The sequence below is a fragment of the Agrobacterium sp. ICMP 6402 genome (assembly GCF_009498615.1).
Lineage (GTDB): Bacteria > Pseudomonadota > Alphaproteobacteria > Rhizobiales > Rhizobiaceae > Agrobacterium > Agrobacterium burrii.
The window spans coordinates 66,950-79,905 of sequence record NZ_QSNV01000011.1 but is presented as its reverse complement, the minus strand read 5'-3'; the positions used below and the strand labels follow the sequence as shown (position 1 = coordinate 79,905).

General features: G+C 59.0%; 13 protein-coding genes. 5 read left to right on the top strand and 8 right to left on the bottom strand.

Translation table 11 applies throughout. The annotated features are described in order from the left end of the window. Positions 1-110: 110 nt before the first annotated feature. Both DXT96_RS22840 and DXT96_RS22835 read left to right on the top strand, forming a co-directional pair. Positions 111-554, top strand: coding sequence for a glyoxalase superfamily protein (locus DXT96_RS22840; protein ID WP_153516601.1), 444 nt, complete (start codon positions 111-113; stop codon positions 552-554). A gap of 264 nt (positions 555-818) precedes the next feature. Further along, the gene (locus DXT96_RS22835) at positions 819-1,925 is read left to right on the top strand and encodes an acyltransferase (protein ID WP_153516600.1); all 1,107 of its coding nucleotides are present in this window, start codon (positions 819-821) and stop codon (positions 1,923-1,925) included. Positions 1,926-1,984: 59 nt separating this feature from the next. On the opposite strand, the gene DXT96_RS22830 is transcribed toward DXT96_RS22835, so the two are convergent. From DXT96_RS22830 to ugpB, 4 genes are all read right to left on the bottom strand, one after another. Beyond that, entirely contained in the window at positions 1,985-3,046 is a 1,062-nt protein-coding gene (locus tag DXT96_RS22830) for a sn-glycerol-3-phosphate import ATP-binding protein UgpC (RefSeq protein WP_153516599.1), read from the bottom strand. Beyond that, complete coding sequence (gene ugpE, locus DXT96_RS22825; protein WP_149899091.1) at positions 3,046-3,894, bottom strand: sn-glycerol-3-phosphate ABC transporter permease UgpE; 849 nt, start codon at positions 3,892-3,894, stop codon at positions 3,046-3,048. Before ugpE ends, DXT96_RS22830 begins: the two co-directional genes overlap by 1 nt. A 10-nt stretch (positions 3,895-3,904) precedes the next feature. Next, positions 3,905-4,786 carry a sn-glycerol-3-phosphate ABC transporter permease UgpA gene (ugpA, locus tag DXT96_RS22820; protein ID WP_371418976.1) on the bottom strand — a complete coding sequence of 294 codons (882 nt, stop codon included), beginning with the start codon at positions 4,784-4,786 and terminating at the stop codon, positions 3,905-3,907. 69 nt (positions 4,787-4,855) lie between these two features. Beyond that, a complete protein-coding gene (gene ugpB / locus DXT96_RS22815) occupies positions 4,856-6,166 on the bottom strand; it encodes a sn-glycerol-3-phosphate ABC transporter substrate-binding protein UgpB (RefSeq protein WP_371418981.1) in 1,311 nt (436 codons plus the stop codon). Between the two features lie 361 nt (positions 6,167-6,527). Between ugpB and DXT96_RS22810 the strand changes: the two genes are divergently transcribed. The 3 genes from DXT96_RS22810 (at position 6,528) to DXT96_RS22800 (ending at position 8,436) form a co-directional block, all read left to right on the top strand. Beyond that, on the top strand, positions 6,528-7,634 hold the full coding sequence (locus DXT96_RS22810) for a GTP-binding protein (protein ID WP_153516597.1): 1,107 nt from the start codon (positions 6,528-6,530) through the stop codon (positions 7,632-7,634). Further along, positions 7,631-7,900: a hypothetical protein gene (locus DXT96_RS22805; protein WP_153516596.1), complete on the top strand. Its 270-nt coding sequence runs from the start codon at positions 7,631-7,633 to the stop codon at positions 7,898-7,900. Before DXT96_RS22810 ends, DXT96_RS22805 begins: the two co-directional genes overlap by 4 nt. Positions 7,901-7,998: 98 nt before the next feature. Beyond that, entirely contained in the window at positions 7,999-8,436 is a 438-nt protein-coding gene (locus DXT96_RS22800) for a YqaA family protein (RefSeq protein ID WP_153516669.1), read from the top strand. A gap of 62 nt (positions 8,437-8,498) precedes the next feature. Here the strand turns inward: DXT96_RS22800 and DXT96_RS22795 are convergent, their stop codons facing one another. From DXT96_RS22795 to DXT96_RS22780, 4 genes are read right to left on the bottom strand one after another with little or no spacing between them, the layout of a single operon-like run. Next, positions 8,499-9,233 carry a FadR/GntR family transcriptional regulator gene (locus DXT96_RS22795; RefSeq protein ID WP_149899087.1) on the bottom strand — a complete coding sequence of 245 codons (735 nt, stop codon included), beginning with the start codon at positions 9,231-9,233 and terminating at the stop codon, positions 8,499-8,501. A gap of 18 nt (positions 9,234-9,251) precedes the next feature. Next, complete coding sequence (gene yjfF, locus DXT96_RS22790; protein WP_153516595.1) at positions 9,252-10,232, bottom strand: galactofuranose ABC transporter, permease protein YjfF; 981 nt, start codon at positions 10,230-10,232, stop codon at positions 9,252-9,254. Further along, a complete protein-coding gene (locus tag DXT96_RS22785; protein ID WP_174374879.1) occupies positions 10,229-11,272 on the bottom strand; it encodes an ABC transporter permease in 1,044 nt (347 codons plus the stop codon). The genes yjfF and DXT96_RS22785 overlap by 4 nt, the downstream gene beginning before the upstream one ends. After that, positions 11,272-12,798, bottom strand: coding sequence for a sugar ABC transporter ATP-binding protein (locus tag DXT96_RS22780; protein WP_153516593.1), 1,527 nt, complete (start codon positions 12,796-12,798; stop codon positions 11,272-11,274). Before DXT96_RS22780 ends, DXT96_RS22785 begins: the two co-directional genes overlap by 1 nt. Positions 12,799-12,956: the final 158 nt, after the last annotated feature.

The following is a 12,956-nucleotide window of genomic DNA, read 5'->3' as shown; positions in this document are numbered from 1 at the left end:
CCTGGTGAAGCTCTTATCCCTGATAACGGTCATCCCCATGTTTTGCATGTCGTCGATGGCAACGCGGACCCCCTTCGGAAAATTCGGCATGTCAATGTTGGAGAACCGTTATGAACGTGTCCAAACCGCTTCCCGCGCTTGAGGGGCTGAAGGAACAGGCAAAACGCCTGCGCGCCGCCCTTGAGGAACAGGGGCAGGCAATCACCCACTCAAAGGCGCTGGAACTCATCGCCGCGCAATATGGCTTCCGCGACTGGAACACCCTGCACGCAGCAGCCGGCAACCGCCCCGCCTTCAATCCTTATCTCTTGGGTTCCAGGGTGGAAGGCCTTTATCTCGGCCAGCCTTTCGTCGCCTCCGTGCTCGGCGTCCAGGCGCTTGGCGGTGACCCGGAACGCTATCGGCTCACTCTGCATCTCGACGACCCCGTCGACGTCGTGACCTTCGAAAGCTTCTCCGCCTTCCGGCAGCGCGTCCACTGCAATATCGATGCCTCCGGCCGCACGGTGGAGAAAACCTCCAACGGCCGGCCGCAGGTGGAGCTGGTGTGGTAGAGGGACGGCGAGACGTACGTTGCCGTCACCTGTCAGGGTAGTTTCCAGATACTACTAAAATTCTTCGCACTAATTTGTCGAACCGTGTTCCGGCCCGTGGCCGGGACACGGTTTTTCACATCGACGTTAGCCAGTTTCACTGATGTTGCCGTTTTGCAGCTTTATGTTGTTGTTTGTTGATTGCAATTTGTACTTAGTCGACAGTATAGTCCACATAAAATTATGAATATGACATTTTTATAAATAATTTTGAATGAGGTATTGATGAGCGCGGATAGCAATCCCGGACGTTGGGTTTACGTCGATTCCATTCGAGGAATAGCAGCTCTGGCGGTAGTTTACATTCATATTGCCGAAATCGCCTACAAGAATAAATTTACCACAAATGATTTTGAGTATTATTTATTTTATTTTTTCACGGAATACTTTGACCTCGGAAAAATAGCAGTCGTTATGTTCTTCGCTGTTTCCGGCTTTGTTATCCCGTTCTCTCTTCTGAAAGCGAGTAGCGCACCTTTGCGCGGTTTCGCAATTTCGCGGTTTTTCAGGCTGTATCCCGCTTATTGGATGTCTATGGTTCTGGCTCTGGCGATCATCCCGATCGTGCGGGGCGACGTCTTCACGCTTGGCCAGATATATGCCAATGTGACGATGCTGCAGCAGTTTCTGGGCCAGCAGAATATTCTCGGTGTCTATTGGACGCTGCAGATAGAAATCGTTTTTTATGTCGTCAGCGCGATGATGTTTTATGCCAGGCTCCTGCACAAGCCGGAAGGTGCCGCTGGTGCGGTGGTATTTTTCCTTATGTGCGCGGTCGTTATGGGCGCGGTGCGTTATGGTATGGGCATCAAATTACCGGTGGCCATGCCGCTGGGGCTGACTGTGATGTTTTGGGGCTTGTTATGGCGTCACGGCGCCAGCGAAGAGGCCGGGCCGCGGCTGCGACGGCTTATCCTGTTCACATCGCTCCTCGTTGTCTTTGCCGTGCCGTTCATCAGCCTTCTAAGCTATAATGTGGACATGGGCTTCGGCGAGACCTGGTATCGCTATACGATTGCCTACTATGCGGGAATGGCGCTGTTTGCGCTGTTCACGACCAAACTGCGCATCACCCACCCGCTCTTTGTCTGGCTCGGCGCGATAAGCTATTCCGTCTATCTGCTTGGGCCGGTCGCCCAACCGATCGTGGAATATGTGCTTCCCTATCGCCAGCTGGCTCCCTATCCGGTTCACGTGACTATCATAGCGGTCTTCGCCTTAACCGTGGCCATGGCCTATTTGAGCTACCGGTTAATTGAGTTGCCATTCCAGAAGTTTGGGAAGAAGCTAGCCTCTCGTCGGCCTGCTCATGTGGGGGTCTCATCGGCATGAGATAAGGTATATGACATGTCGGCATTGCCGCAGAGAGCGACAATGCCGACATGTTCATCTCAAATCCGCTTTCCCGACGCGTCGAACAGATGGAAATCCTTGGCCTGCGCGGCGATCTTCAGCGTTTCGCCGATGCGCAGCTGCGAGCGGCCGGGAACGCGGAAGACGATGGTGGTGCCATCGGCGAAGGAGCCGTGCACATAGCTTTCCGCCCCCACCAGTTCCACGGCGTCCACCTGCACGTTGGCGGTGAAGGCGGCATCGGCGGGTTCTGCTTCCGCCAGCGTGATGTCTTCCGGGCGGATGCCAAGCGTGGCGGCGTTTTGCGGTAGTGCTGCGGCGCCATTCACCGACCAGCCGGTCGAGCCATTGGACGAGGCCGCGGCATGGGCCAGAAGGTTCATGGAGGGTGAGCCGATGAAGGTAGCGACGAAGGTGGTCGCCGGCTTTTCGTAAAGCTCGATCGGCGTGCCCATTTGCTCGATGCGGCCGGCATTCAGCACCACCAACCGGTCGGCCAGCGTCATGGCTTCCATCTGGTCATGGGTGACATAAACGCTTGTCGTGGCGAGCGAGCGTTGCAGGCGGCGGATTTCTACGCGCATCTGCACGCGCAGCTTGGCGTCGAGGTTGGAGAGCGGCTCGTCGAACAAGAAGGCGGCCGGCTTGCGCACGATGGCGCGGCCCATGGCCACGCGCTGGCGCTGGCCGCCGGAAAGCTGGCGCGGTTTGCGCTCCAGGAATTGCTCGATTTCCAGCGCCTTGGCTGCCTCGGTGATGCGCCGTTCGATTTCCTCTTTCGGCGTGTTGCGGTTCTTCAGGCCATAGGCAAGGTTCTGGCGCACCGTCATATGCGGATAAAGCGCATAGTTCTGGAACACCATGGCGATGTCGCGGTCGGAGGGTTCGAGATCATTGACGACGCGGTCGCCGATGGAGATTTCACCGCCCGATATGCTTTCCAGCCCGGCGATCATGCGCAGCAGCGTGGATTTGCCGCAGCCGGAGGGGCCGACCAGCACGATCATTTCACCATCGGCGATGTCCATCGATACGCCTTTGATCGCATCGACATTGCCGCCGTAAACCTTGCGGACGTCTTTCAGCGCAATTTTTGCCATTACTTCTCGGTCTCCACCAAACCTTTGACGAACCAGCGCTGCATCAGCACCACAACCATAACAGGGGGGATGATGGCGAGGATCGCTGTCACCATCACATAATTCCAGGGCGTCGAAGCGTCGGTGAAGTCCACCATGCGCTTGAGGCCGATGATGATCGTGTTCATCTTGGCGTCGTTGGTGACGAGCAGCGGCCAGAGATATTGGGTCCAGCCATAGATGAACAGAATCACGAAAAGTGCTGCGATATTGGTTCTCGACAGCGGCAGCAGAATATCGCGCATGAAGCGGAACGGGCCGGCATTGTCGATACGCGCCGCCTCGACCAGTTCACCGGGAATGGTCAGGAAGAACTGCCGGAACAGGAAGGTCGCCGTCGCCGACGCCATCAATGGCAGTGTCAGCCCCGCATAGGTGTCGATCAGCCCAAGATCGACGATGACCTTGTAGGTGGGCAGGATACGCACCTCCACCGGCAGCATGAGCGTGATGAAGATCATCCAGAAAAAACCCATGCGGAAAGGAAAGCGGAAAAACACGATGGCGAAGGCCGACAGGAACGAAATGACGATCTTGCCGATGGCGATGGCGAGCGCCACGACGAAGCTGTTGAACAGCAGCCGTTCGAGGCTGACGCCGACCACTCTCTCGACACCGCCGACCATGGCCTCGGTGTAGTTCTCGGTCAGATGGTCGCCGGGCAGCAGCGACATCGGCGGGCGGATAATGTCGTTCGACGTCATGGAAGAGGCGACGAAGGTGTAGTAGATCGGGAAGGCCACAACGATGATGCCGAGAATGAGCATCAGATGGGCGACCATGCGGGCGACCGGGCGATTTTCAATCATTGTGAAATCCTCAGCCGTAGTGCACGCGCTTCTCGACGAAGCGGAACTGGAAGGCGGTGAGCGCAATGACGATCACCATCAGGATGACCGATTGCGCGGCGGAAGAGCCGAGGTTCAGGTTCACGAAGCCATCATTATAGACCTTGTAGACCAGCGTTTCCGTCGCCTTGGCGGGGCCGCCGCCGGTGACGGCATGGATGATGCCGAAGGTGTCGAAGAAGGCGTAAACCGTGTTGACGACCAGAAGGAAGAAGGTGGTCGGCGCCAGCAGCGGGAAAACGATGGTCCAGAAACGCCGCGCGCCGCGCGCACCGTCAATGGAGGCCGCTTCCAGCAATGATTTCGGAATTGCCTGCAAGCCTGCGACAAAGAACAGAAAATTATAGCTGATCTGTTTCCACGCAGCGGCGGCGACCACCAGCAGCATGGCCTGATTGCCGTCGAGCAGCGGGTCCCACATGATGCCGTTGCGGCGCAGGATATAAGAGAAAGTTCCCATGGCCGGGTTGAACATGAACAGCCAAAGCATACCTGCCACGGCAGGCGCCACGGCATAGGGCATGATCATCATCGTGCGGTAAAACCCCTTGCCGCGCACCACCCGGTCGGCGGCGGTCGCCAGAAGCAGCGCCAGCCCCATGGAGACAAGCGCGGTCAGCACGCTGAAAATCACCGTGACGTGCAGCGAATTGAGGTAGCTTTCATCCGAAAGTACCGCAGAGAAATTGGCCAGACCGACGAAATTGCTGCTCAGCCCGAAGGCGTCCTCGCGCATGGTCGACTGGTAGAGTGCCTGACTTGCCGGCCAGAAAAAGAAGACCACCGTGAGGATGATCTGCGGTGCGACCAGCAGATAGGGCAGGATCTTGTTGGGGAATACGACGCTTTGCACGGCGATCTCCTGATGAAATGGAAACGCCGCCCGCACCTTGTTGGGATGCGGGCGGTGGCAGGGATCGTATTAGTTGCCGGTGGCCTGCTTGATGGCCGCATCACCGCGCTGCACGATCTTGTCGAGGGCGGCCTTCGCGTCCTGCTTGCCGGCCAGCATCGCCTCGAACTCTTCGTTCATGATGTCGCGGACCTGCGGCAGGTTCACGAGGCGAACGCCCTTGGAGTTTTCCGTCGGCGGCTTGCCCATCATCTGCAGCAGCGGCGTTTCGCGGGCAGGGTTCTTGTCGTAGAAGCCGGATTTCTTGGTTTCCTCATAGGCCGCGATCGTTACCGGCATGTAGCCGGAGACCTGATGCAGGCGAGACTGGATCTTGGTCTGCGAGAGGAAATGGAAGAATTCGGCAACGCCCTTATATTCGGCGTCGCTCTTGCCGCCGAACACCCAGAGGCTGGCGCCGCCGGGAATGGTGTTCTGCGGGCCGTGACCCTCGTAATAGGGCAGCTGGCCAATGCCGTAATTCATGCCGGTCTTGACGATGTCGCCGAGACCACCGGAAGATTCGGTCAGGATACCGCATTCGCCGGACATGAACAGCTGCTTGGCTTCCGAGGTGCGGCCGCCATAACGGAAGGTGCCGTCCTTGGCGAGATCGGCAATCGCCTGGAAATGCTCGACGAAGAGCGGCGCATTCACCGCAAGCTTCACATCCGTGCCACCAAGCCCGTTTTCATTGCTGCCATAGGACACGTTGTTCCAGGCGGCGAAGTTTTCGGTCTGGATCCAGGTGAGCCATGTGGAGGTGAAACCGCATTGCGATGCACCGCTGGACTTGATCTTCCTGGCGGCTTCGAAAACTTCGGGCCAGGTCTTCGGCGGGTTGGCCGGGTCAAGGCCTGCCTTCTGGAAGGTGTCCTTGTTGTAATAGAGGATCGGCGAGGACGAATTGTAGGGGAAGGACAGCATGGTGCCGTCGGGCTTGGAATAATAGGCGACGATGCCGGCCAGATATTCATCCTTGTTGAAGGTGTAGCCACCTTCCTTCAGCACATCCGCTACCGGCTTGATGGCGCCGGCGGCGCCCATCATCACGCCGGAACCGGCGTCGAAGACCTGAATGATCGCGGGCGGCTGCTTGGCGCGGAAGGCGGCAATGCCGGCATTCAGGGTTTCCGGATAGGTGCCCTTGAACACGGGCGTGATCTTGTAGTCTTTCTGGCTGTCGTTGAACTCTTTCGCAAGCGCGTCCACGACCTCGTTATTGGCGCCGGTCATGGCGTGCCACCACTGGATTTCCGTCGCAGCGAAAGCATTCGATGTGACAAAAAACGAAAGCGCGGATGCCGCAGCGAGGCGGTAGCTGAGTTTTTTCAAGGTGATTCCTCCCATTTTAAAAACAGTAAAAGATACAGCCCCTTATTGCAGCCTATCCTCCTCGATCAAGCTGCGGGCCATCTTTTCTGTATTAGCAGTTGGAATTAAAAACGAACTTTAACGAAAATGCAATAGCGCGTGGAACGAATAAAACGAAAGTGAAAGAAACGATTTTATTATTCCATTTCCTCTCTCTTATGGTTTTTTCATGCGTCCGAAAGCAGGTGCTCCGGGCTAGATGATTTTCGCAGCCGGGTAACGACAATTGCGTCGAACCGAAAACTCTCGAAACACTATTGATATGTTATTACATAACATAATAAGTTACCGCTGATTTTATGAGTTCAAAGGTGCGGATGTGTTCGGAATGAAGCGGAAGCAGGCGGTGGTGCAAGGAGACGATTCGGCTGTCTCGCCATCTGTCAGGACAGTGCCGGTTACCCTGCTCACCGGCTTTCTGGGGGCGGGAAAGACCACTTTGCTGAACGAGCTTCTGAACGAACCGGCCATGCATGACGCCGCCGTCATCGTCAATGAATTCGGATCTGTGCCCATCGATCACGATCTGGTGCGCACCGGCTCGGAGCGGTATTTCAGAACCACGACCGGTTGCATCTGCTGCAACGCGACCAGCGATATCCGTACCTCGCTTTACGAATTGCATCAGACCTTTCTGGAGGGGGTGATGCCGGAAATATCGCGTGTCGTTATCGAAACGACGGGACTTGCCGATCCTGCGCCGATCATCAACAGCCTGATTGCCGGCGGCACACCGGCGCTCGGCCTGCGCGACCACATCGTCGCCCGGCACTTTCATCTTTCGGGCGTGGTCACTGTCTTCGATGTCACGTCCGGCCGGGCGATGCTCGACAGCTTCATCGAAGGCTGGAAACAGCTTGCCTTTGCCGACCACATTGTCCTGACGAAAACCGACCTTGCCGATGCGATCGCGATGGACCGTGAAGGCCTTACAGACCTCAACCCCGCCGCCCTGTTGCATGACCGCAATGCGGCCGGCTTCGATCTCATGTCGCTTTTTGCAACGAAGAGTTACTCGCTGCGCGGCAAGCCGGAGGATGTGCCGGGATGGCTGGCGGCCGACAGGCTGAGCCTGCATGCTGACCATGTCCATGACATCGACCGCCATGGTGCCGGCGTCGAGGCTTTTGATCTCACTTTCGACGGCGCCCTTGATCCGCAGATGATCGTTACCTTTCTCGAGCTCGTCACCAGCAACGTGCATTCCGGCCTGCTGCGGCTGAAAGGTATTTTCCAGGCGACGGACGATCCGGATCGGCCGGTGGTTGCCCACGCCGTGCAGCACCGGCTTTATCCGCTGACAAGGCTCGAAAGCTGGCCGGATGGCAACCGTGCAACCCGTCTCGTGCTGATCGGCATGGATATGCCGCAACAGCCGATCCGCGATCTTTTCGATACATTGGCCTCGCAGGCGAGGCGAAAGGGTGCTTCATGACCAACCCCCTTGCGCGCAGCGGCTCGGCGATCGTCTCGCAGGCCCGGCGTCTGAAGCAATGGGCGCACAACCTGCTAAATCTGCATGCCGATGACATTGTCACCGTCAGCGAGCTGTCATGTGCCCTGCCGGATTGCCCTCCACGCGAAAAGGTGATCGTCATCCTGCTTGCGTCCGGTGATATCAGGCAATTGTCCATTCACAAGGCGCTGCTGGAGGTGGATCATGACGACATTGTGCGCGCCATTGCGGCGCATTCGGCCTGATATCCCCTCAGTGATGTCAGGGGGTGCTTGACGGTGCGCGCCATCATCCGGCACTTCAGGGGCCGCGGCGGGATTCGCTGGTGATGAAGGGCGGGGCAATGGCCGATCTGGCGGTATATGCGGGTTTGTTTCTGACGGCCTTTGTGGCGGCGACTATTCTGCCCATGCAGTCGGAGGCGGCGCTGGCGGGTCTCATCCTCTTGAAATCGCAACCGGTCTGGTTGCTGGTGGCCGTTGCCAGTGTCGGTAATGTGGCCGGTTCCTTCGTCAACTGGCTGCTTGGCCGCGGCATCGAACGGTTCCGGCACAGGCGCTGGTTTCCCGTTGGCGAGGCGGCGCTGCAACGTTCCCAGAACTGGTATCGGCGTTATGGTCGCTGGTCGCTGCTTTTATGCTGGGCGCCATTGATCGGCGATCCGCTGACGGTTGCGGCCGGCATCATGAAAGAGCCGCTGCCGATCTTCCTGCTGCTGGTCACGGTAGCCAAGGTGGCTCGTTACCTTGTGCTGGCGCTGGTGACGCTGAATTTTCTCTGATTCTTTTCAGGGCGTTAAGGCCCGTTCGTCGCTTCAGAAGACAGGGAAGGCGCAAGCCCTCTTCAGGGCGTCTTGATCGCCTTCTGCGTCCGGTCCTTGCCCACCTCGATCACGTGGCGCATGGCTTTCACGGCGGCATCGGTATCACGCGCGGCGATGGCGTGAACGATGCGCAGATGATTGGACGCAATCTCGGCGATGGTGCCGGGCGAGGCGGCCGGTGACGAAAGCTGGAAGGAAATGGCGAGGGCTGCTTCGATCAGCCCGCTTGCCGACCGCATGAAGGGATTGCCGGACATGTGCGCCACGGCAAGGTGGAATTCGAGATCGACCTTGGCGATGCTTTCCGGCGTATGCTTGGGATTGTCGAATTTGGCGGCGATGACGTAAAGGGAAACGATATCGTCATTGGAGGCCTGCAGGGCCGCCGCAGCTGCTGCCGCCGGCTCCAGCGCGAGACGGATTTGCGCCAGATGCGTGACGAATTCCTCGTCTATGCCTGCCTCGCAGCGCCAGCCCAGCACATCAGGATCGAAGAAATTCCAGCTTGAGCGGTCAAGAACGCGGGTGCCGACCTTGGCTTTCGGTTCCACCAGCCGTTTGGCCGCCAGCGTCTTCATGGTTTCGCGCAGCACGGTGCGCGAGACGCCGAAGCGCAGGGAGAGTTCGGCGTCATTGGGCAGCAGCGAGCCTTCCGCAATTCTGCCCGAGACGATGGCGCTGCCGAGTTCGGAGACCACATGGGCGTGGCTGTTCCGGCGTTTTCGCCCGCTTATCGTCGTTTCGAGCAGCCCCAAGCAAGCCTCCGTTTGTGGTTATGCCGGGTGTGGCCCGGCCAGTCTCCTGTTTGAATACCAGATGATTGCGCGCTGCAACACGATGAAGACGAAAAGCAGCACGCCAATGACGATTTTCGTCCACCAGGACGACAGCGTTCCGTCAAAAACGATATAGGTCTGGATCAGCCCCTGGATCAGAATGCCGATGAAGGTGCCCGCCACCAGCCCCGTGCCGCCCGTCAGCAGCGTGCCGCCGATGACGACGGCGGCAATGGCGTCCAGCTCCACGCCCACCGTCGCCAGCGAATAACCTGACGAGGTGTAGAGTGTATAGACGATGCCGGCGAGGCCTGACAGGAAACCGGACAGCGCATAGATGCCGATGGTCGTCGCGCCGATCGGCACGCCCATCAGCTCGGCCGATTGCGGGTTGCCGCCCAGCGCATAAACATTGGCGCCAAAGCGGGTGCGGCTGGCGAGCAGCATGCCGGCGGCAAAGACGATGAGCATCAGTATGGCGAGCGCCGTCAGCCTGCCACCTCCGGGAAAGCGGAAATAAAAGCCCTGTATAGCATCGATGAACGGGTGCGATATCGGCACCGACTGCGTCGAGATAAGATAGGCAGCACCACGCGCCAGAAACATGCCCGCCAGTGTCACCACGAAAGGCGGGATCGACAGGAAACGGATCATCGCCCCCATCAGGCAGCCGAACAGCGTCGAGACCACAAGCACGATGGCGAAGGCCAGCAGCGGATGGATATTATAGGTGCCCACCATCACCGCCACGAAGACGCTGGTAAAGGCGATGACCGAACCGATGGAGAGATCGATGCCGCCCGAAAGGATCACGAAGGTCATGCCGACGGCAGCGATGCCGAGAAAGGTGTTGTCGGTCAGAAGATTGCCGATTACCCGCGTCGACAGGATCGCCGGATATTGCAGCACGCAGAGAAGATAGGCGACCACGAAGATCGTCAATGTGGTGAGGAAGGGAAGATTGCGGCTATGGATCATCGCGCGGTTCCTTCCTTGGTCATGCCGTTGGTGGCTGCCGGTTTGGCGTGTGGTTTGGGTGGTCTGACGAAGCCCAGCACCGCCATGATCGCCGGCGATTGCAGCGTCAGCACCACCATGATGATGCCGGCCTTGATGATGAGGTTGAATTCCGGCGGAAAGCCCGAAACCAGAATGCCGGTATTGATGGTCTGGATGATGAGCGCGCCGATCAGCGAGGCGGTGATGGAGAAGCGCCCGCCATTCAGGGAGGTGCCGCCGATCACGACAGCCAATATGGCGTCCAGCTCTAGCCACAGCCCGGCATTGTTGGCATCCGCGCCGCGAATATCGGCGGTCACGATCATGCCGGCGATGGCGGCGCAGAGGCCGGAAACGGCATAGACGAAAAACAGCAGGAAGCGCGCCCGCACACCGGCCAGCGCTGCCGCGCGGCGGTTGATGCCGGTTGCCTCGATCAGAAATCCCAGCGCGCTCTTGCGCACCAGAAGACCGATCAGAAGTGCGGCCGCCAGCCAGATGATGACGGGCAGGGGAATGCCGGCGAAGGAGCCGGAACCGATGGCGGAGAATGTGTCATCGTTGAAGGTGAGAATGACACCTTCAGTGATGAGCTGGGCGATGCCGCGCCCCGCCACCATCAGGATGAGGGTGGCGATGATCGGCTGTATGTCGAGAAGGGCGACCAGCACGCCATTCCACAGGCCGCAGGCAATGCCGACCGCAAGCGAGATGGCGATGACGGAGGGGATGGAGTGGCCGTTGCTGATGAGCGTGGCGGCCACCGCGCCGCAAATTGCGATGACAGCGCCGATCGACAGATCGATGCCCTTGGTGGCGATGACCAGCGTCATGCCGATGGTCAGGAGCGCCACCGGCGCGGCGCGCACCAGAATATCCACCAGGCTGCCGTAGAGCCGACCGTTCTGGAACGAAACATTGAGAAAGCCCGGCGAAACGATTGTAATCGCGGCCAGAATGACGAAAAGCGCGGCAAGCTGGGGGGCAAGCCTTTTCAGGCGTCGGGTCACAGCCACCATCATGCCGCCTCCGTTTTGGCTGCCGCATCCGCAATTGCCCGCATGATGTTGTCGGCGGTCACGTCGCCGCCCTTCAACTCGCTGACATGGCGACGATCCGAAAGCACGACGACGCGATGCGCCACGGCGGTCAGTTCTTCCAGTTCCGAGGAAATGACGACGAGCGACATGCCTTCGGTACAGAGTTTTTCGATCATTTTCAGAATTTCCGCATGCGCGCCGATATCGATGCCGCGTGTCGGCTCGTCGAGGATCAGCAACCGGGGATGGGTGGCGAGCCAGCGGGCCAGAATGGCCTTCTGCTGGTTGCCGCCGGACAGGAATTTTATCGGCCGGTCGGGATCAGCGGGGCGAATGTCGAGCGACTTGATGAAGCTTTCGGCAAGCTCCACCTTCTGCCTTCTGGAAATGGGCCGCGCCCAGCCCTGTCGGGCTTGAAGGGCGAGCGCGATATTATCGGTGACGGAAAAATCGCCGATGATGCCATCCGTCTTGCGCTCCTCCGGACAGAAGCCGAAACCGGCGGTAATGGCGGCTTCCGGCGAAGAAATCGCCACCGTTTGGCCATCGATGACAGCTTTTCCGGTATCCGGCCTGTCGATGCCAAACAGCAGGAATGCCGTTTCCGTTCGACCAGAACCCAGCAGTCCGGCAACGCCGACGATCTCACCGGGGCGAATGCCGAGATCGAAGGGAGCGATGCTGCCGCGTTTGCCGTAACCTTCGAAACGGATCGGCGGTTCGCCCTCGACAACCGTCTCGTCGGTCGCCTGGTGTTCGTGGGTGATGTGCTGAAGCTCACGCCCGAGCATCATCGAAATCAGCTCGGAGCGGGGCAGGCTGCCGATATCGCGCGTGCCGACGAGGCGGCCGTTGCGCAGCACCGTCACCCGGTCGGCGATATCATAGACCTGATTGAGGAAGTGGGTGATGATGACGATACCGATGCCGCGGGCGCGCAGGTTTCTCAAAACCCCGAACAGCATCTCGACCTCATGGGCATCGAGGCTCGCGGTCGGTTCGTCCAGCACCAGCACCTTGCCGGAAAGATCGACGGCGCGGGCAATGGCGATGATCTGGCGGATGGCGACGGAATAGCTGGAGAGAAGCGCGTTGACGTCGATGGACAGCCCGTATTGGGCCAGCAGCGCCTGCGATTGCTTTTGCATCGTGCTGCGGTCGATCAGTCCGAAGCGGCGCGGCTGGCGTCCGAGAAACAGGTTTTCGGCAACCGTCAGGTTTTCGAGAAGGTTCACCTCCTGATAGACCGTGCCGATGCCCAGCGCCTGCGCTTCGCCGACATTGGCGGGTGAAATCTCGCTACCTTCCAGAAAGATCGAGCCGCTGTCGCGGTGGTAAACTCCGGTCAGGATTTTGATCAACGTCGATTTGCCCGCGCCGTTTTCACCGAGCAGCGCGTGGATTTCACCGCGCCCGAGCGAAAAATCGACGCTATCCAGCGCCGTGATCCCGAGAAAGGATTTGCCGATGGCGCGTGCTTCCAGAAGGGGTGCCGTTTCGGACATTGAGCAGGTTCCGTATCGAAATGGGTCTCGGTGAAGTGATCGCGTCGGGAGCGGCTGGTTTTCTTCTCCCCGCCGGGGAGAAGGTGGCCCGAAGGGTCGGATGAGGGGGCAACGCCAGCGATTGACCGCACCCTCGCCCCCTCATCCCGCTGCCGCGA